The sequence below is a fragment of the Lysobacter antibioticus genome, from assembly GCF_001442535.1.
GTDB lineage: Bacteria > Pseudomonadota > Gammaproteobacteria > Xanthomonadales > Xanthomonadaceae > Lysobacter > Lysobacter antibioticus.
In genome coordinates this window covers 402,355-422,171 of the sequence record NZ_CP013141.1, presented here as the reverse complement: position 1 = coordinate 422,171, position 19,817 = coordinate 402,355, and the positions used below count along the sequence as shown (strand labels likewise).

Sequence of the window (19,817 nt, the reverse complement as noted above, 5' to 3'; positions counted from 1 at the left end):
AGTAGGGCTACGGCATGGAACGTATGACGTCCTGGCCGCGACTGCCGACGATGGTCGATGTCGGCAGACTTGTTCTTTGGCCTGGCGGCGTGGCTTTGAAGCGAGGCCAAGCTGTCACACATACGCCTGCGAATCTAAGCCCGGTTTGGATTGGCTTACCGATACGACTCAGATTGCGGGTCGGCCGCATTGGGGCATAACCGCAGGTACATCGGCGTTGCCGCCGTCGTTTCGCGGGACCGCCTCGCCCAAGCGGATCCTCGACGCCCGGGCAGCGGCGGTCTTCTATGCCGCAGTCATGTTGCCGATGTACGTGTCGAACAGGGCACTGCCCACCCCTGCGCTCGGGAAGGCGGCCGATGCTTGCCGAATATGCCGATTGGTTCCACCATCATTAGCCGCACGCTTTCGGAATATGGCTGGCAGCCTCGCTGGGTCGCAGCGGGTTTCTCGCCCGCCGTCGATTGCTCGGAAAGGCGCGGCCGCACTGGATCGCCTTCCTGGGCGTAATTCGCTTTGCTAGGTGAGATCAAGATGACCGGCTCCTGGCCTCCCGACATCCGCTATCTGCAACTGGCTGATCTGACCATCGATCTGCGTTTTCGCCGACTGATCCACTCCGGGCAGAGCGTGGATGTACCGCAACGGGTATTCGATCTGCTGGTGTTGTTCCTGGCCGAACCGGACAAACTTCACACGCGCACCGAATTGTTCGAACGCCTGTGGCCGGGATTGATCGTCGAAGACACCAACCTGTCGCAGACGGTATGGCTGTTGCGCAAGGCGCTGGGCGAAGAGCGCAAGTCATGGATCCGCACCGTCGCCAAGAGTGGCTACGTCTTCCAGGCGCCCGAGCCCGTACGTTCGGTCCGTGAACTGCCATCGGCGGCGATGCCTGCGGAACCGGCCGCCGAGGCACCCGCGAAATCGGAATCGACTCCCGCGCAGGTCGACGCGCCAGCGCCTTCACTCGAAGCGGTCAAGTCGACGCGCAGTGCGTGGTCGCGCCAACGTATTTGGCTGCTGGCACTGGCGGCCATCGGCTTGGCCGCGATCGTAAGCGCATGGCTTTTCAATAAACTCACCTCGCCTGCCGAGCCGCAACTGACCGTAGCCCTGGTCACGATAGAAGACGATAACCGTGCCACTCGCTGGCCGGCTGAACTGCTCGAACAATGGCTCGGTTGGAAATTGGCCAGCCTGCCCGGCATCAATCTGTTGGACGAGGCGCAACTGGCCGCCGGCGCGCCGGGTTCGGTGAAAGTGCTGTTCCTGTCGTCGGCGACCTCGCCGCGCGACCCGGCAAAGATCAAGGTCTATGTCCGTTTAAGGGACCGCGGCAAGGAGCAGCGGCTGGAAGTCGAAGGCCATCGGGCGGACCTGCCGGCATTGGTCGATTCCTTGTCCCGCCAGATCGTGGCGCGCCTGCAGCCTGATTACGCCGAGCCCTGGCCGGCCCTCGAGCTCAGCGCCGATGCTGCCGAGCGTTACGTGCAGGCGGCGCAGGCGTTCAAGCACGGCGACTGGATCGCGGCGGTGCATGTTGGCGAGGAAGTGATCGCCCGCGCTCCGCGTTTCGGCTTGGCGCGCATGCAGTTGGCCCTGGCACAGGCTCGTCTCGCCCAAGCCTCAGCGGCAAAGGCGCAAATGGACGAGGCCGTCAAGCTGCTGGCCGGATCGCCGGCGCCGGTTATCGAACTGCTGCAAGCTCAACGCCTGGCGATCGACCCGACCCGCGGTGCCGAAGCTCTGGCGGCGTACGCTAAGTTGGCCGATCGCTCCCCTGAGACAGTGTCTCTCCAGCTTGAATATGCGTGGCAGCTCATCAGGGCGGGCGAACCGCAACGAGCGCTCGAGCGACTGGCGGATCGCCCTGTCAACAACGACACCACTTGCATTTGCGTAGGCAAATGGTTGCTGCGGGCGAACGCTTACGCTGCGCTCAGCGATCCGGAGCGCATGCGCGCAGCCGCCAAGGAGGCGGTGGAGCTTGCGCGAAAGGCCGGTCCGGCATGGAATCTGGAGCAGGCCGATGCACTTATGGTGCTGGCAAGCGCGAATGCCGGGCAGTTCCCGGAGCGCGGCACGCCGCCCGAATTCGAGCAAGCCGCGGTGCTGTATGAGAAGGGAGGCAACGCCACCGGCGCATTGGAGGCACGCGTGCTGGCGCGGCTATCCGCCCCGTTGCCGGCCGACGGCGCCGACCCGGCTTTGGAGGCATTGCTCGCACGCGCCAACGCCGCCGGCTACCGCGGCCTGGAGATCCATATTCTGATCGCCAGCGCGAACCAACATGCGCGGGCCGGCGACATCGCCGGTTATCGGTCGCGGCTGACCCAGGCGGCGGCGATCGCGAGCGCTACCGGCGATCTGATTCCGCTGACCGACTTGAACCTATGGTTGATGGCCGACGATTTGCTCAGCGCCCGCCTGAGCAGCGCTTCGGCCCGATTCAAGCAGCTCTCCGAGATGAAATTGCCCAGCGCGCAGCGTATGTCTTCCAGCCTATACGCTGCGGACATGAGCCTGGTGCGTGGCGAGTACGCGCAGGCCTTGAAGATCATCGACCGCGCCGAGGACATCTTTCCGCCGACTCCCGCCGGGCAGCCCGACTCGGAGATGCTCACGACATTGACCTGCATGCGTTCGCAGGTCTTGTTGACCATGGGGGAGCCGGCCCAAGCGCGCGCGAACCTGGACCGATGCGCAAAAGGCGACCGAGAGAGCTTGCGCCACATGGCGTTGAGCCTTCGCAGTCGGGTCGAAATGCTCGCTGGCGACCGGCCCCAGGCCAAGGCCTTACTGGAGCAAGCTGAGCAGGCACTGCCCTCGAGCGCAACCGATCGATGGGTCGCGTCCTTGGAAGACGCCAGCTTGGCGACGCGTCTGGGCGAGTTCGACCGTTCGCAGCGGCTCTACACGCAAGTACTGCAGCCGATCCAGTCCGCGGGTTATGCGTTGTTGCTGGCCAGAGCCCTGGCCGGCCAGGCCGAGAATGCCGCCGCGCGCGGTGATTGGGCGCGCAGCCGCGACCTGGTCGCGAGCGCGCGTCGCCTGATACCGAACGATGCCTGGAACGTGATCGCTCGGCTCAATCTGCTCGAGGCCGCCGATGCGCTCGAACGCGGTGACCGCGCCAAGGCGACGGCGCTGGGCAGTGCCCTGCACCGCGAGGCGCGGCGAAGGGGCGACGCCGTCCTGGAGCTCGAGCTGCATCGAATATTCGAACCGGGGTCGATGTCCGGCGACTGCAGTCCAGCCGAGCGCGAAGCCTTGATTGCACGCACCGGCATGCGCGGTGCCGACGGGAATTGGCTCAATCTTTAGCCTACGACTTTCGATCGCGGTAAGACAGAGATAGCCGAACGGGTGAAGGCCGGGCCTAAAGAAAAAAGGGCCGCGACGATGTCGCGACCCTCTCCTTACTCACTCGCGAAACGTCTCGCCCTAGTGGCGATCAGAGGAAAACATATCCCAAAATGCCTTCCTTGACCGCATTGCTGTTGCCGCAGTTGTCGCCGACGGCATCGTAGTGATTCATCTGCCCCGTGCCTGGCGTAGTGATGAGGCAGCGAATGAGCGGAACGGTGCCTTCGATCTGAGTGGAGCTGACGTAGCCGAGCGTAGGGTGCGCCGTGAACTTGGTCCTGCCCTCGCAGTTTTCGTCGGTCGAGGTGAAAAAGTCGGCGTAAATGCTCGGGTCCGGTGCGGGAAGAATGCAGCTGTACATCAAATGCGAGTTGGGGAACCAGGTAGACGAAGTGAAAGCAAGCGTCCCTTCGAGCTTGTAGTGGTAGTCGTACCCATACGGCAAATACTGCCCACTCATGTGGTCGCCTTGCGCGCCGACGACCTTTCTGAAATATCGCTTCAACTCCTGCAGTTGCGCTCCAGGAGGAAGTGCCGCCAGCGAAACAGCGTTCTCTTGCGCAGTGTGGTCCGAAGCAACAGCTGCCGTCGTACCGACGAACGAGAGCCCGATCAGAAACAAGGTTAAAGCGGATTTCTTCGCGATGCGCATTTGAAATTTATCTCCATATAAGGTTTTGACGAGTCATCTCAGCTGGAAGCTGTTACGTCAACGTCACGAATCATCGATGATTGCTCGTATGGCGCACCCGCAGGAGTAAAAAGGTCCGGTCACTCCATGGGCACGGCATTTAAGAACATGTTTTTTGGTCTAACAAGGGCAGCGACCGTGCGCTTCGTCCGCTTCTGCAAGAGCCGCGCAGCGATACACTTTGCCGAACCTGGCGAAAGCTGCGCGAGCTCGCATCGCAAGGTTCTGGCTACGCTTGTCGCAGCGCGTTGAGCACATGACACACTGCTCGTTGCGCCAGGCCCAGAACGCGGACGGGGATGAGGCGATACCGGCGAAGGTGCGAATCAAAAGGCCGCGAAGTTGGCTTCAGAATTCGACGCCGGCAAATTTCGCCGCTTGCTTTGCCGTGGAACCTTCGCGACTTGCGCAGGTGCCGCCGCGATCGAATCCGCAATGGCCGGCCTCATTGGGCGAGGCACGAATCCCTGCCGAGCGGACACCGGTTTCGGCGCGGATACCGGTATTTACCGCGATAGACATCACAGACTTACAGATGCCATGACGGCTGCCACTACGCCTGCATGACGGCGCATGGCATCAACGTCCGGTCCGATCTGCCAGCAGTCCGGGCGGAGCCCATTGAGGTTCCGTCCGCCGGCCGCCGTGGCCAGAGCGGACCGGTCGCGTTGTCTGCGATCGCCACCGACTACTTTCACACCGTCATCGTCCAGGGACTTGCGCAGTGGCTATCGACTCTCGTAACTCATCGTCCCGGTGTAGGCGCGTAACGCGCATGCTGCCGGTTTTGTTCTTAAGCGGGCTGGTCATCGCCCCGGCGGTCGCGGCGCAACCGCGTATCGGCGGCCAAGGCCAGGCCCACGCGGGTTTGATGTGGCCGAGCGAACCGCCGGCGAACTATTGCCAGGCCGGCGTTATGCCGAGCGGCCCGGCGACGGCGCCGCAGGGCGCGATCGTGGTTCCGGCCGGCGACAACAGCGGTTTCGACTTCCGGCGCGCCGGCGTGACCTTCTGGTTCGAGCCGGGCGTACACACCCTCGGCACGGACAAGTACAGCCAGATCATCGCCCAGGACGGCAATACCTACCTGGGCGGTCCCGGCGCGATCATCGACGGCCAAAATCGCAACCACTACGCCTTTACCAATACGGCACAGAACGTCGTGGTGCGCTACTTGACCATCCGCAACTTCGGCCGCTACAGCGACGACCCCGCCGAAGACTACGGCAACTTCGACCAGGGCGTGGTCAACCACGACGCCGGCGACCATTGGACGATCGAGTACAACACCATCGTCAACAATCGCGGCGCCGGCGTGTTTCTGGGCAGCCACAACAAGGTCAGCTTCAACTGCCTGAAGGACAACGGCCAGTACGGCTTCAGCATGTACAAAAGACCGTTGCAAAGCGAGGGTCCGGCGACGCCGGAGCAACCGGCGCCGGGCCGTTCGGCTATCGTCGATATCGAGCTGAGCCACAACGAGATCGCCGGCAACAACCTCGACGACTGGGAAGCCAGCACCAAGTGCGGCTGCACCGGCGGCGGCAAGTTCTGGGACGTGCGCGGCGCCAGAATCGTCGGCAACTACGTCCACGACAACCGCGGCACCGGCCTGTGGGCCGACACCAACAACATCGACTTCCTGTTCGAGAATAACTACATCCGCGACAACGACGGCGTCGGCATCTGGTACGAGATCAGCTACAACGCCACCATCCGCGCCAACACCTTCATCAACAACGGCTGGACCTCGGGCACATCCGACCTCGGCGCGCCGGCGCCGGCGATCTACCTGTCCGAATCCGGCGGCGACAGTCGCCTGCCCAAGGACGTGAGCGGTTCCGACCTGCTGCGCATCTACGACAACTACTTCGAGAACAATTTCTCGGGCGTGTCGATCTACGAGAGCTCCAACCGCTTCTGCAACTCCAACGGCAACACCAGCCAGGTGTACTGCACGCCCTTCGTCCATCCGGCGCTGATCGTGCGTCCGGACCCGGAGCATCCGACCAAGTACCCCGATCCGGTCAGCAACCTGCATCCGTGCTACACCCAGATCAACGGCGATGCGACCTTGCAGCGCGACTGCCGCTGGCACGCCAAGAACATCGAGGTGACCGGCAACGAGTTCTACTTCGACCCGGCGGTGGTGCCGTGCGGTAGTTCCAGCTTCTGCGGCGCGCAGGCGCTGTACGCCACCGGCGACAACAACCTGAGCTGGTCGCCGTACACCGTGCAGCAGGTGCAGAACGATGTGATGTTCAGCAACAACAACCGCTTCGCCAACAACCACTACTACGGCCCCTGGCGTTTCGCCAAGCGTTACGGCGAGACGATGAGCTTCAAGAGCTGGCAGGCCGCGCCCTATCTGCAGGATGCGGGCAGCACCACCGACGGCTCTTCGTTCAATCTGCTCGATCCGCAAACCGCCACCCTGGAAGCGTCGGCCGGCCTGTGGACCGCGTGGTACGGCAGCCGCATCGCCCGCGCCGACGTCGGCCACGGCGGCGCGCACAGCCTGCAGGTGGTAGCCGAGGACAGCTATTGGGGCGCAGCCATCGCCAATCATCCCGGCTACCTGTCCGACAACGCCGCCAAGCGCCTGAGCTTCTGGATCAAGCATGTCGCCGGCACCCCGCCGCTGCCCGCCAATGCGCGCATGCGCCTGCGCTGGCTCAAAGAGGACGGCACGCCGGCGACTGGCGATGAGGAGACCTCGTTCAGCGACGTATCGCTGGCCGCGGCCGGCGACGAGTGGATCCAGGTGGTCGCTGATGTGCAACCGCCCGCGCAGACGGCGAGCGTGTGGGTGCTGTTGGTGGGTTCGGGTGGCTCGACCAATCACAACGCCAGCTTCTACCTCGACGACATCGTGTTGCAGGACGCGCCGCAGTAAGCACGGCGCACAACGGGCCGCGAACGATGCGTTCGCGGCCCGCTGACTGCCCCGCACACCGGTCCGGCGGGTCGCCCCATGCAGCCGCCTGAATAGCCATCGCACGAAGTCAGTTGACTTACGTCTTCGGGGCGATCTCGTCTTGAACATGATGCGGCGCGGATTCCGAGCGTTACGGCCCGACTGTTGGCACGTCCGATGCGTTGGGGTTCATGCCGGCACGCAGCGGCACCACCATGCCGCAGGCATTCCAGGACATACCGCAACGTCCGCAGAGCGCTCGGACCGGTCATGTGTGACATCGTTCATGTGTGACATCGCCGGCGCGATCTGCGCCGCGCATGAGGGCGATTGCGCATGAGCCTTCAGCCGCCGCACGCGGCGACCGTTGAAGTTCGATACCGCCGAGCCCATCAGCGCATCGGCGATGCTATGGTTCGATTTCGCCATAGAAGCCAGGCGTCCGGAATCCGCTTGGGTCTGATCGATACGGTTATGTATGGCCAGATTTTCTCACGCATTGGGCTTTTTCCTCTCACTGACGGTCCCGCAAGTCGCGGGGGCTTATCAGGCCTCAGTGGGCGCTGTTCCATCCGATGGCCATGGCATTCCGCCCGGCGCCCTGGACGATGCACTCAACGCCTTCGCCTCTCGCAAAGACGTGCAGTTGATCTATTCGCCGGCCTTGGTGGCCAAGCGGCGCAGCGCGGGCCTCAGAGGCCGTCCCGGAGTTCGTGAGGGCCTGGCTCAATTACTGGAAGGGACCGGCCTCACCGCAGTCGCGGTGAAAGCCAATGTCTACTTGCTTCAGCCTACGCCGCGCCCGCGGATCGACGCGCGGCCGACTGCGCCGAAGACGCCATCCTCGCCGAGGTCTCCGACCCAGTTGGACACAGTCCACGTCACGGGAAGCCGGATTAAGCGCGCGGGGCTTGAGAGCGCGCTGCCTTTGACGCTGATCACGCAGGAGCAGATTCGCGCCAGCGGCCATCAGACCTTGTTCGATGTGCTGCGCTTGATGCCGGGCATGACCGGCCACCATCCTCGCAATATCGCCAGCGAGGGCGGCAACAGCCAGGTGCCGACGGCAGCCGCGGCTTCGGCCAGTTTGTACTCGCTCGGCCCGCGCGCGACTTTGTTCCTCGTCGATGGGCGACGCATGGCCAACTACGGCCTGGTCTCGACCGATATGGGTGCGCTGACCGATCTCAACGGCATTCCGTTGAGCATGGTCGATCACATCGAAATCGCTCGCGGTGGAGCGTCGGCCATCTATGGTGCCGACGCGATGGCCGGCGTAGTCAACATCATCCTGAAGAAGGACTACCGCGGAGCCGAGGTCGGCAGCAATTTTGGCGTGTCCCAGCGCGGCGACGCCGAGCAGCAACGCGAGTACGCCAGCTTCGGCGCGCAAACGCGCAGCGGCGGCAACGTTTTCGTCAGCGTCGATCACTTCACCCGTAATCCGCTGATCGGCAGCCAGCGTCCCTGGAGCACGCTCGATCGGCGGCGATTCGGCGGAACCGATCGGCGGATCGCACTGGGCTTCCTGCAGGACGACGGCAGCGTGCTCCCGATCGCAGGCTGCCGCGATCGCGATCCCACGCCATCCGGCGTCGAGTGCGGTTTCGACGCTCCGCGCTACAGCAGTCTGCAACCGGGTATCGCCAGCAATGCCTTGTACGCTCACCTGCGCCAGCCGATCGGCCAGAACCTCGAGGCCTACGCCGATCTGCGCCTGTCCCGGGTCTCGCTGGAACTGCGCAACGCGCCGAGCCATGGGGTGATGCCGCTGTCCGGCGATCACCCGGATAGCGAAAAAGCTCGCGACTATTCGTTCTTGAATTATTGGTTCTCCGATGTGGGGCCGATCGGCAATCGCGTCGTTACCGCCAACAGGGACTACACCCTCGGCATCAACGGCTACCGCGGAGCCTGGAACTGGGATCTGAGCCTGTCGCGCCGCGACAACGAGGTCGCCAATCGCATCAATGGCTTGATCTGCCTGTCGGCGCTCGGGTCGGTCGTCGATGATCGAAGCTATCGCTTCAATCGGGTAGACAGGAATTCCGATGCCGTGCTCGCCAAGCTTTCGCCTCCCATCGTATTGGGCGGGAAGATGTCGCTGGAAACCTTGTCCGGCAGCGTGGACGGTCCGCTGTTCGCGCTACCCGCTGGCGAGGTCCAGGTCGCTGCCGGATTCGAAGCGCGCCACGAGCACCTGAGCAACCGGCCGGACCCCTTGCTGGCGAAGGGCGATATCGCGCTGGCGATGGACTTCCAGGGCCGAAGCGACTTCCGCGATGCGGCAGCGGTCTACGCCGAGCTCAAGGCGCCGCTGCACGACAAATTCTCGATAGACGCGGCCTGGCGCCTCGATCGCAACCGGGGCTACGGCGATCAGATCTCGCCGATGTTCGGTCTGCATTGGCGAGCTTTGCAGTCCCTGAGTCTGCACGCTTCGGTTGGAGAGGGTTATCGCGCGCCGACATTGGCCGAGTTGCGCGGCCCGCTGCTGATCAAGCAACAGGCGACATCCTACGTCCCCGCCGACGATTCGACCCGGCCTTGCCGCACCGAGTTCGACGATTACTGCGCCGTCGATCTGCGCGCACGAGTCAACCCGAAGCTGAAACCGGAGACATCGACCAACCGCAACCTTAGTTTGATCTGGACCCCCGGCAAAGACTTCTCGCTGACCGGCAGTCACTATCGCATCCGGCGCAAGAACGAGATTCTGCCGATCAATGCACTGGGCCTTGAAGAGCTGTCCCCGGAAGCCTTGATTCGCGACGACAACGGCGAGCTGATCGCCGTCGCCAGCTATCTCGATAACGTCGGCAACACCGAAGTGCGGGGCTGGGAGATCAAGGCCGAGTACAGTCGCCAGACGCGGAGCTGGGGCGAGCTCGATTTCAGTTTGAGCGGTCACTACACGCATCGCCTGCTCCGGCAGCATCGTCCGACCGCGCCGATCGAAGACCATGCCGGCATCGAAATGCCCAACCGAAGCGTGCTGGGCGATGTTCGCTGGAGCTATCGCGATTGGATCGTAACGCTCAATCTGCACTACATGGGCCCAACGACCGTGTCCGTGCCGGTACCAACCAGCACGTTTACTTACGGCAGCAACGTCGACCACATACGCCATACGCCCAGCACGACCCTGGCCGGCATCGACATTGCTTATGGCGGCTTCAAACGTTGGCTGTTCAGCGTCAATGTCAACAACCTGGGCGACCGCCGTCCTGGCAACTACAACTACAGCAACGGCGGTTACACCATTGCCGACGACGACCCGGTAGGACGCTACTACTCGGTTAGTGCCACACATCAGTTCTGAACCGGACACCCCCTTCCTGGCCGACCTTTGCGTTTCCATACGCCGCGAAAGCTCGGCTCCCTGACCAAAGCGACGAGGGACGGGATCGGAGCGCGGCGGCGTTCGGGACGAGTACTGCAAGAGCGCGTTGGCGCGTCGTATCAAGATAGCGAAGCGGCTCTTTCAATCCCTTCTCCGCTGTCGCCACGGCGCCATGGACGGGCATCTGCAAGGTGATGGCGATAGCCCGCAATCGGCGACTCGTCCCGGCTCAGCGAATGCGGCCCGAGGCCGTCCCGCTCTCCAATGCCGGCGCTCTCCGGACCTGTGCTCGGGCGAGCGTTGTGCAAATATACGAATCAGCGACTTGGCACGCGTTGGAGACGACCGCACTTGCTGTTGCCGGCTCCTGGGCGTTATCCAGGCGCTCCAATCAGATCATCGCGTCTTCAAAATCGAAAGGACTCCTGCTTGAACGAACGGTATCGGCGCTTCACACGGATCGCGGCGCTTTGCCTGGCTCTCTTGGCGTGTATCGGCCAAAGCCAGGCGCAGTTCGGGGCGAGCGGGACCAGCGATCTGCCGCTGCCCCTCGTATTCGGTCCCTGGTTCATTCTGCTCGGCGCACTGCCGGCAGCGTGGTGGTTGCGCCCATCCTGGCGGCCGCGGCTTTGCAAAGCGATGCGTCGTGCGGTGGCCGGCTATCTCTTCCTCGAGTTCGTTCCGCTGCTGGTCTGCATGCTGGCGGCAGGCCTGTTCGATGCGTGGAAAACCGCCGCTTTGATGTTCTGGGCGCTGTCGATGCTGGGCGTTATCTTCTCCGGGCTGGTGCTCCTGGTGTTCGTATCGGTGGCGCTGGCCCTGGATTGGGCGTTTTCCCGTCGGTGCGGGGCACAGACCGACCGACCGCAACACGAGCTGACGCCATGACCGACACAGGGCCGCTCGCAACCAGTCCGCCACCGGTAAATGCACGGCTGGCAAGGCGCCATCGCAGCGCGCGTATCTGCGCCATCGTCTGCCTGATCCTGGTACTGCTGTTGGCGACCGCCTCGGTAGTCTCTCTAAGCACGGGGGCCTTCGGTTGTTGGGGCGGCGCCTATGTGTTCGTGGCCTGCCTGGTGATCCTCGGCATTCCGGCGCTGATCCTGCTGCTGACGATTGCCTATCTGAGAGCGTTCGAATTGATTTGGCTGGGCGTCGCGATATGGCTGATCTATTTTGCGGTCGAGGTGGCCTCGCATATCCTTCCGCCGGTGTTTTGCAGCGGCTCCGGTTGAGGTCGCGAATTCATGCCGCCGGACGATGGGCGTTCGGTTGCCGGCGGAGCGTCGGCCAGCACCGAGCCAGAGTAGTTCAACCGACCGAAGCCGCCCCGCGGCCCGGCTTAATCCGGTATCCGCCGTCAAGATGAAGCCACACCCTGCCGCCGCACCTTCAGCGCTGATCTTGCTCAGCTTTCTGTCCGCATGCGCATCCCCTGCCGGAGAGAAGGCCGCCTGCCTGACTGCCTGACTGCCTGACTGCGAACCAAAGATCGCCGAGAACTGCGCTCTGGGCAAAGAACGGCAGCATCAGTCGGCCATCGACCACTGGTGTCGTGAGCAAGCGCAGGGGAAGTGACTTCGATGGCCGACAGTCATTCGAACCGAAGCCGCTGTACGCCCCCGACACCGGCGGCCTTCGTCGACATCGGTCTTCGTCGACATCAGCGTATGCTTACGCAGGCAGATTCGATGCGGCCGACGACCAGGACTGGCCCGGGCTTCACCGTTACCGTAAGAGAAAAGGATTTTCCAGATGAGTACGCAAGCTGATGCCCGCCACGCGTCGATCCCGGCCCTGCTGATGGTCGTGGCCCTATGCGCCGGCCCCGTCAAGGCTCGGAGCCCAGCGGCGCCTCCGCTTCCGCCCCCGCCTCCGGAACCGTCCGGGGTGGTGCTGGAGGCGCCGCCGATGCCGATGGCGCCGCCGCCGCCATCCTCGCTGCCACTCAAAGGCCCGATCGACGTCAACGACTACGTCGGCCACCCGGCAGTCCACCCCACGCATCATGTCGGCGATGCCGTCAGGGTGTTCGCGCTCAAATCGACCTGGGCCAAACCGCCGGCCGCCAGCAGCCCCCAGGCCGTGCCCAGCGACCTGCTGACCATCATTCCCGCGGAAGTGGTCGCGGTGAAACCGGACGGCAGCGTGCGGATCCAGGGCCTGCTGACGCTCGATGTCAGCGGCAAGCAACAAACCTACCGGGTCTCCGGCCTGGTCCGCCGCGAAGACCTCGATATCGATAACGCGGTGGTTTCGAACCGGATCGCTGATGCCGGGCTGGAATTGGTCGACGACGGCGGAATGGATCCTTCGCGGCGTCAACGCTCGATCGAGAACATGTACAAGTTTCTGAGCCTGCAGCGGGCGCGATGACGGCTTTCATCCAGCCGCCACAGCACTAGCGGGAGGCGACCACTATCAGCGAGGTTCCGCAGGCGATGACGATCGCGATGGCGAACATCGCCCAAAGCCACTTCTTCCTGTTGTTCTCGTTCATCGATCTCCCCTGACTAACCTCGGCTGTTCTTGAATCCTAGCACCGCCCCCCTACGCAGGCGCCGCAGTTCGTACCCAGGCTCTGTTTGAGTTGGTATGAGTCCTCAGCCTGCCAAGTTTCATACCGCCTATCGAGGATGCCTGTCCTCGCCGGAGCCGAAGAACGAACCAGGAGCCGTCCGAATGATCGACTACGACCTCGAGCTGCAACGTCACAACGACCTGTTGCGACGCGCGTATGCGATCCGCACCTCCGATCGGGTCCTCGACATCGGTTGCGGGACCGGGCAGACGACACGCGAAGCGGCGCAACAAGCGACGACGGGGTCTGTGCTCGGGATCGACCGGTCGAATGAGATGATCGAGCGCGCACGGGAACTCACCCGTGCAGCAGGGCTCGGCAACGTCGAATACTCGTGCGCCGACGCCGAACGACATGGGCTGCCGCGCGAATCCTTCGACGTGGCCATCAGCCGGTTCGGCACGATGTTCTTCGAGCATCCGCTCGCGGCCTTCTCCAACATACGAAGCGCACTGCGTCCCGAGGGGCGGCTCGTGATGATGGTATGGCAACCGCGCGACCGTAACGAATGGGCCACCGCCATCGAAAGCGCGTTCCCGCCCGATGACACAAGAGTCGAAAACCCCACCACTCCACCGGCGTTCTCCCTGGGCGCAGCGGATTTCGTAAGGCGCATTCTCGATGCTGCCGGCTTCGCCGCCCCGATATTCGACGAAGTGCATGAGCCCGTCTTCTACGGGACCGATGTCGATGCCGCCTTCGAGTTCGTCTCCGGATTTTCTACCGTGCAAGAGAAGGTCGCCCGCCTCGATACCCGTCAACGCGAGCCGGCGCTCGATCGCCTCCGATCTGTGTTGACCGAGCACCAAAGGGCCGACGGCGTCTGGCTCGATTCGCGTGCCTGGATCGTGACCGCGCGTAGGGGATGAGGCCACCGGCCGATATCGCGAGGGCTGCGAACCTCATGGCATCGCTCTATTGCCAGGTGCGGACACGTCATACGACTCGGCCGTCGTGCGCGGGGCCTCTCTCACTTTCCCGACGAACTTTACGAACCGTCATGACGAATAGCGCCGACGCCCTATGCCTCGTTCGTGAACGGCAAGGCTGTGTCGTCGCCCCGGCACTCACCAACGACGGAAGCGATCGCTCGCTTCCGTCGTGGTATTTACCGGGATCGCCAGGCGATCGCGCTCAGTTGGTGGGCACCGAGAACACCTTCTGCAGGAAGCCCGGCCAGGCCGATTCCTGCACATAGCGGATCGGGCGATCGGTGTTGCTGACCTTATAACCGCCGCTGGAGTAGTCGGCGTTGAACTCCTTGGCGCTCTGCGGGAAGAACACCGCCAGACCGGTGTCGCCGTAGAACTTGTTGCCGATCTTGTTGCCGCTGCTGAAGTTGGCCTTGACCGCCAGCGCCAACGCGTCTTGCGCGTCCTGCACCGCGGCCTTGCTGTCGGCGTCGATGGCCTTGGTCTTGAGCGTGGCCAGCCAGGCGCCGATGTCCACCCCATAGGAGGTTTCGTACGGGGTCATCGCCTTGCGCGCATCGCGCGCAGCCTGCTTCTCGGCGGTGGTGGTCAGGCTTTCGGTCACCGCGTCGAGCGCGTCGGCGACCAGGCCGGTCTTGCTCAGGTCGATCGAGGACAGCGTGGTGTGGCCCGACGGGTTGTTGGTGTAGTAGGCCTTGTAGCTGTCGACCACCCACTTGCCCAACGCCTGCGCCTCGGTCGTGGCCGGTTGCTTGGCCAGGTTGGCGAGGAAACCGTAATCCCAGCCGTCGCCCGGCTCGAGTTCTTCGCTGCCGACCAGGAACTTGGCGCGATCGCGCAGTTCGTAAGCCGGTTCGATCATCGCCATCAGGCAGGCGTCGAAGGAGACGATGTCGAGCTTCTTGCTGCCCAGCGCGGTCTTGATCGCGTCGGCGACGTCGGAGTTGTAGATGATGTTGCCGGTTTCGTCGTCCGAGGACACCGAGCGGTGGGTGTTCTTCGCCCCCGGTGCAACGCGGAAGCCCTGGCCGTGGTTCCAGATCACCAGCATCGTGCGCTTGGCCGGATACTTTTCCGTGCCCCACTTGATGAAGTTGGCGAGCGTTTCCTTATCGCCCATGTCGGTGTTCAACTTGGACTTGCCCAAGTCCATCAGCGCGCCCGCGGCGGTCGGCTTGTCGCCCTTCTTGACCCGGAACCGCTTGACGCCGGTCCAGTTGCCGTTGCTGCTGTCGTAGCCCGCGATGCGGCCGTATTCGACCAGGATGTTGACCTTGTCGGAGCTGCCGACTTTCGCCATCTGGTTCCAGTTGTGGACCGTGAACGGCTCCAGGTTGTTCTTGCCGTTCATAAACACCAGCACGTTCCACTCGGCCTCGGTGGCTTTGGCAACGGGCTTGCTCGGGATTTTCGCGGCGGTCGCAGCGCCGGCGCAGGCGAACAACGCCGCGGCCAGCAGTGATTGGTTTAACAGCTTCATCGATTTGATTCCTGTGTGGGTAGGGAAAGCCGCGCGCGCGGCGCGCTACGTTCGCGCGGCGAAAGCGAGTGCACATTCGCTATAGGTAAAAGCGCAGACAGGCGCATGCCTCCCCCGGCCACCCCAGCCGTTCGCGCAGCGATTTGTGTGATCCGGTTTGAGGAACGCGACGCGGATGCTCGCGACGAGCGCTCACGCGCGATGGGTGCCGACGGGATGCGCAGTGCGGCAACCGATACCGAGTAGGCTGTGCCGACCAGCGCTGTCGCGACGACACCGCCGAGCTCGCGCGTCGACGTCAGCGGCCATGGGTCGGCGAGGAGCGGTTCTTCGATTCAGGTCACGCTATCGCCAGCCGAGTTTCGGTCTCGAGCTCGCCCGCCAGGCAGGCGACTTGGGTCGCGGTTGGACGGGCGCCAAGCGCCCGGCTGCTACTAATCGTCCGCGCGAAGTTCGCTAAAACACCGGATGGTCGGATGCAGTGAGGATCGTGGATGTCGCCGGCGGCCCCGCTCGGTCGAAGCCGAGCCGGCGATGTAACAATCGAACGGCGCGCCGCAGGCTGCTGGAGATATCGGAAGAGTCGACCATCGAGCGCGGCGGTGACCGCACGCCAGTCCGATCCAGGCAATCCAGGCATGATTCGCGCCGGCAAGGGCGAATCAGGGGAAGTAATGTGCGGCAATCCGAAATCCGTATTGCGCCATTGTGTGCGTGATTATTGACACAGTTGCGGATGCGACGACGGCGTTCTTGCCCTGCGCCGCATGCGGATCGAGCAAGCCAAGGAGAGCCTGGCCAGGCTCTCCTCGAACGCGTCGCTTACCGGATCGTATAGCCCACCAGGCGCCACATGCCGTCGGCGTCGAGCGTGAACGAGACCACTTCCTTCACCGCAGCGCTGCCGGACAGGGCAAGCTCGAACTCCACGCTTGCGTACTGCCCCGCAGGCAGGTTGCCGCCGGTGCTGATTTCGCGGTGGATGACGATCCAGCTTCTGCCGGCGGCCGGGCCGAGCTTCTTGCGCATCTCGCCGACCTGCTTGACGAAGTCCTTCTTCTTGAACTTGGCCTGCATCGATTTCGATGCGTTCGCCCACATTTCGGCGATCTTGCCCTCGTCCATCGCGGCGGCGACGCGCATTGCCGCATCGCGCAGTTGGGCCGGATCGGCCGGAGCGTAACGCGAGGCGTAGGCGACCGGAACCGAGGTCGCACCGGGCTTGGCGACGGTCCGCCCTTGTGCCTGCGCACCCCATGCTGCCGCCGACAAGGCCAGAGCGCATATGACTCGTTTCATCGTAAGCATCCTTCGCAGCTGCCGAGGCCACGCCGCATCTGCCGATGCGCGTGTCACAGTCGTCGCCGCCGTTTCAATTGTAGGAGTCGACCGTCAGTTCGACGCGCCGGTTAGGTTGCAGGCATGCGACGAGTCGTTTGCGTCCCAGGCTGTCGGGGCACTCTATCACCGGCGACGAATCGCCGGCACCGCGCGCCGTGATCACGTTCGCGGAAATGCCTTCGTCGATGAGTACCCGCCTGATGGTCTGCGCGCGCTGCGTCGACAATTGCAGATTCGATGCGGCATCGCCGATGCGGTCGGCATGGCCGACCACCCGGATGGTCGCTCCGGACTCACGCTTGATGCCGTCGGCCAGGTGGCGCAGTTCCGAGCGCCCGTCCGGCAACATGTCGGCGAGCCCGGACTTTCCGAACGCGAACAGCGCTTCGCTGGAAAGGCGGGTCGTTCTCGAAGTGACCACCGGCGCGGGAGCCGGCGCCGGCGGTGCCGCCTCGGCCTGACGCACCGGCCCGTCGAGAACAGCGTCGGCGCAACCGTCCGGCGCCCAATGCATGCTGCTGACGCGGTAGTCGCGGTCGTACAGCACTTTGTACTGACAGGTGACGACCTGTCCGTCGACGCGGAATTTCAACAGGTAGTCCCACTCGCGCACGCCGAACACGCCTTCGTCGAAATGCGGCGTACCCACCAGGGCATAGACCTGCTTCTTGCTCAGGCCGTGCGCCATATTGCGCAGGTTGTCGATGTTGGGGAAAGCGCCTTCTTTGACCACCGCCGTTTCGGGCGATGGGAAACGGATGTCGATCGGTCCGTCGCCGCCGCTGCGCGCGTGAACAGTGGCGGGCGCGCTCAACAGTGCCGCGAGCGCGAAAGGGAAGGACAGGGCCTGGAATGTCTTGGGAAATTTCATTTTTTCGTTCCGATGAGAAGTGTCGGCCGATCGGATCCGGCGTAGCGGACCCGCTTCGGCTGCTCGATGGCTCGCTCGTTTACCACTGGATGCCCGCACCCACGGTCATGCCCCAGTCGCCGGTCGTGTTGCTCGATCCTTGCAGCTTGTAGACGTAGCGACCGTTGTCGGAGATGGTGGAGACGCCGACCGCGACGCCACTTTCGCCGTGATAGGTGCTGCCGGCGATCGCCGCCATGCTGCGTCCCGGCAGATAGGCCTGGGGCAGGCCGGCCATCGCCATCGCCGCGGCCGTGCCGCCGCGCGCGTCGCGGTTGGACTGGTGCAGATCCTTGCGCACATCGCCGATGCGCTGGTCGGTGTAGTGGTTGGCCTGGGTGAGCGTCTTGGCCATGCCGTCGTTCAACTGTTTCACGTTCACCGCATCGGTCGGGGCGACGCCGGCGCGCACGTTGTGGATCGTGGTTCCGCCACCGGCCGGATTGAGGCTGATCCGGTTGTAATTGACCGTGCCATCGGGGTTCTTGTCGTATTGCACGCTGCTCGCGCCCACCCGATTGAGCTGGTTCACGTTCACGCCGTCGGTACCGGCCACGCCTTCGGCGACGTTGACGAGCCGGCGCTCGTTGCCGGCGCTGCCGATCGAGACCGTATTGGCTTGGCTCGCGACCGAACCGGCGCCGATCGCCACGGAGTTGGCGCCGGTTGCCGACGCGCCGTTGCCCAGCGCCGTGCTGCGCGCGCCGGATGCGCTCGCGCCCGCGCCGCCGGCGGTGGAGTTGACGCCGCTCGCCGATGCCGCAGCGGTGTCGTCTTGACTGACCTGAAACACGCCCGCCGAGCCGTTGATCAGGTTGGTCACGCTGTTGTTGACCTCGCTGACCCGCGAATCGGTGTACTTCTTGGACTCGTCGATCGCGTACTCGACCCGGGTATCGGTGTACTTCTTCGACTCGTCGATGGCGTAGTCGACACCCGCACGCAGCTGGCTGACGTTGACCGCATCGTCGGCGGCGATGCCCGCCGCTACGCTGCCGACGGTGCGGCCGCCGACATTGACCTGGCCGGTCGAGTTGGAAGCCCCCACATAGGCCGCGTCATAGCCGGTCTGCGCGCCGGCGGTCGTCACGCTGCCCGTGCCGAGCGCGACCGATTGCGCGTGGTTGGCCCTGGCGTTGTAACCGATAGCGACTGAATCTTCGGCTTTGGCCTTCGACGAAGCGCCGAGCGCCGTGGCTCTGGCGCCACTAACTGCGGAGGCATGGCCGAGCGCGGTACCCGCTTCGGCCAGAACCTCCGAGCGGCCGCCCAACGAGGTACCGCTCGCCGCGGAAACATTGGATTCGACGCCGAGCGCGACCGAGTCCAGCGAATTCACCTCGATGCGCGCCTGATTGCCGATCGCCGTGCCGCCGCCGCTGTTGACCAGCGCATCGGCGCCGATCGCCGTCGCGGTGGTGGCATTGGCATTGGCATAGAAGCCGAACGCGGTCGTGCTTCCGTAGCTGGCCTTGGCGTTGTTGCCGCAAGCGGTCGAGCCGTAGCCCTGCGCGACCGCTGCGCTCGTGCCGGACGCCGTCGAGCATGTTTCGCTGCCGGCCGCCTGCGCCGCGGCTTCGGGCAGATGCCCAGCCAGCAACACGCAAGCGAGAGAAACCGACAGGACGCGCAATGGCATCTGCGAGGGACCGGCCTTGGATTCGCTGCGCCCCGGCGAGGTAGCTCCCTCGGCAGAGGCCCGATGAATATCGTTCATTACTGTGTGCTCCACATTTTTTTCGCAGATCTACTGCGTTGGAAAGTTGGCTCCGTGCCGACAAGCACAGATGAATTAGCTGAGTCCCGGCCACGAGCGGTCGCTTCTGGCGGTGCAGCTGCCATCGAAAAGCGAACGAACGCAATGCGCCGGCCCGTTTCTATCGGCCGTCAACGCGCCTTGCTGCAGCACCACGGTTGTCGCCAAAGAAGCGGTCGTTCGCTCGTGGTGGTGGTGGTGGTGGTGGTAGTGGTGGTGGTGACCCTGGGAGTTGCCTCAGGTCCAACTGGTATCGATACCATCGGACGAGCTCAGGTTAGTCAGAAACGTGACGTAATGCTCATTTTTGCGTTATGAAATTTAGAACTGAAGTAAACAAATCACAGTTATCCGCGAGTCGGAATTCGTCCGTGTATCGATCGATGAGTGCGCAGCGCAGTGCTCGTCGATGCGCTCATCGCCGCCGGTGGTCACGCTGCTCAGCAGGGCAGAGACGACGCGCTTGGCGCGACTCGCCAGTAAGCGGTCGCGGG

General features: G+C 63.8%; 14 protein-coding genes. 8 read left to right on the top strand and 6 right to left on the bottom strand.

What is annotated here, in order from left to right:
• Positions 1-534: 534 nt before the first annotated feature.
• On the top strand, positions 535-3,327 hold the full coding sequence (locus GLA29479_RS01765) for a winged helix-turn-helix domain-containing protein (protein WP_057970596.1): 2,793 nt from the start codon (positions 535-537) through the stop codon (positions 3,325-3,327).
• A 130-nt stretch (positions 3,328-3,457) separates the two neighbouring features.
• Here GLA29479_RS01765 and GLA29479_RS01760 read toward each other — a convergent pair whose 3' ends face one another.
• Both GLA29479_RS01760 and GLA29479_RS25130 read right to left on the bottom strand, forming a co-directional pair.
• On the bottom strand, positions 3,458-4,021 hold the full coding sequence (locus GLA29479_RS01760) for a hypothetical protein (protein ID WP_057919691.1): 564 nt from the start codon (positions 4,019-4,021) through the stop codon (positions 3,458-3,460).
• A 387-nt stretch (positions 4,022-4,408) separates the two neighbouring features.
• The gene (locus GLA29479_RS25130) at positions 4,409-4,582 is read right to left on the bottom strand and encodes a hypothetical protein (protein WP_169795595.1); all 174 of its coding nucleotides are present in this window, start codon (positions 4,580-4,582) and stop codon (positions 4,409-4,411) included.
• A gap of 253 nt (positions 4,583-4,835) precedes the next feature.
• On the opposite strand from GLA29479_RS25130, the gene GLA29479_RS01755 reads away from it, so the two are divergent.
• The 6 genes from GLA29479_RS01755 (at position 4,836) to GLA29479_RS01735 (ending at position 13,773) form a co-directional block, all read left to right on the top strand.
• On the top strand, positions 4,836-6,956 hold the full coding sequence (locus tag GLA29479_RS01755) for a right-handed parallel beta-helix repeat-containing protein (protein WP_057970595.1): 2,121 nt from the start codon (positions 4,836-4,838) through the stop codon (positions 6,954-6,956).
• A 499-nt stretch (positions 6,957-7,455) separates the two neighbouring features.
• Positions 7,456-10,299 carry a TonB-dependent receptor gene (locus GLA29479_RS01750; protein WP_082638203.1) on the top strand — a complete coding sequence of 948 codons (2,844 nt, stop codon included), beginning with the start codon at positions 7,456-7,458 and terminating at the stop codon, positions 10,297-10,299.
• Between the two features lie 450 nt (positions 10,300-10,749).
• Complete coding sequence (locus tag GLA29479_RS01745; protein WP_057970593.1) at positions 10,750-11,208, top strand: hypothetical protein; 459 nt, start codon at positions 10,750-10,752, stop codon at positions 11,206-11,208.
• A complete protein-coding gene (locus tag GLA29479_RS24205) occupies positions 11,205-11,558 on the top strand; it encodes a hypothetical protein (protein ID WP_144436302.1) in 354 nt (117 codons plus the stop codon). Before GLA29479_RS01745 ends, GLA29479_RS24205 begins: the two co-directional genes overlap by 4 nt.
• A 520-nt stretch (positions 11,559-12,078) precedes the next feature.
• Positions 12,079-12,699 (top strand): flagellar basal body L-ring protein FlgH, encoded by a 621-nt coding sequence (locus tag GLA29479_RS01740; protein WP_144436301.1) that lies wholly within the window; start codon positions 12,079-12,081, stop codon positions 12,697-12,699.
• A gap of 306 nt (positions 12,700-13,005) precedes the next feature.
• Positions 13,006-13,773 (top strand): class I SAM-dependent methyltransferase, encoded by a 768-nt coding sequence (locus tag GLA29479_RS01735; RefSeq protein WP_057970591.1) that lies wholly within the window; start codon positions 13,006-13,008, stop codon positions 13,771-13,773.
• Positions 13,774-14,038: 265 nt separating this feature from the next.
• Here GLA29479_RS01735 and GLA29479_RS01730 read toward each other — a convergent pair whose 3' ends face one another.
• From GLA29479_RS01730 to GLA29479_RS01715, 4 genes are all read right to left on the bottom strand, one after another.
• Entirely contained in the window at positions 14,039-15,316 is a 1,278-nt protein-coding gene (locus GLA29479_RS01730; protein WP_057970590.1) for a clostripain-related cysteine peptidase, read from the bottom strand.
• A gap of 822 nt (positions 15,317-16,138) precedes the next feature.
• A complete protein-coding gene (locus GLA29479_RS01725) occupies positions 16,139-16,615 on the bottom strand; it encodes a DUF4019 domain-containing protein (protein ID WP_169795594.1) in 477 nt (158 codons plus the stop codon).
• 73 nt (positions 16,616-16,688) lie between these two features.
• On the bottom strand, positions 16,689-17,528 hold the full coding sequence (locus tag GLA29479_RS01720) for an OmpA family protein (RefSeq protein WP_057970588.1): 840 nt from the start codon (positions 17,526-17,528) through the stop codon (positions 16,689-16,691).
• 79 nt (positions 17,529-17,607) lie between these two features.
• Entirely contained in the window at positions 17,608-19,284 is a 1,677-nt protein-coding gene (locus tag GLA29479_RS01715; RefSeq protein WP_082638200.1) for a YadA family autotransporter adhesin, read from the bottom strand.
• Between GLA29479_RS01715 and GLA29479_RS24200 the strand changes: the two genes are divergently transcribed.
• The gene (locus tag GLA29479_RS24200; protein ID WP_144436299.1) at positions 19,270-19,641 is read left to right on the top strand and encodes a hypothetical protein; all 372 of its coding nucleotides are present in this window, start codon (positions 19,270-19,272) and stop codon (positions 19,639-19,641) included. The two genes, GLA29479_RS01715 and GLA29479_RS24200, sit on opposite strands and share 15 nt — an antisense overlap.
• Positions 19,642-19,817: the final 176 nt, after the last annotated feature.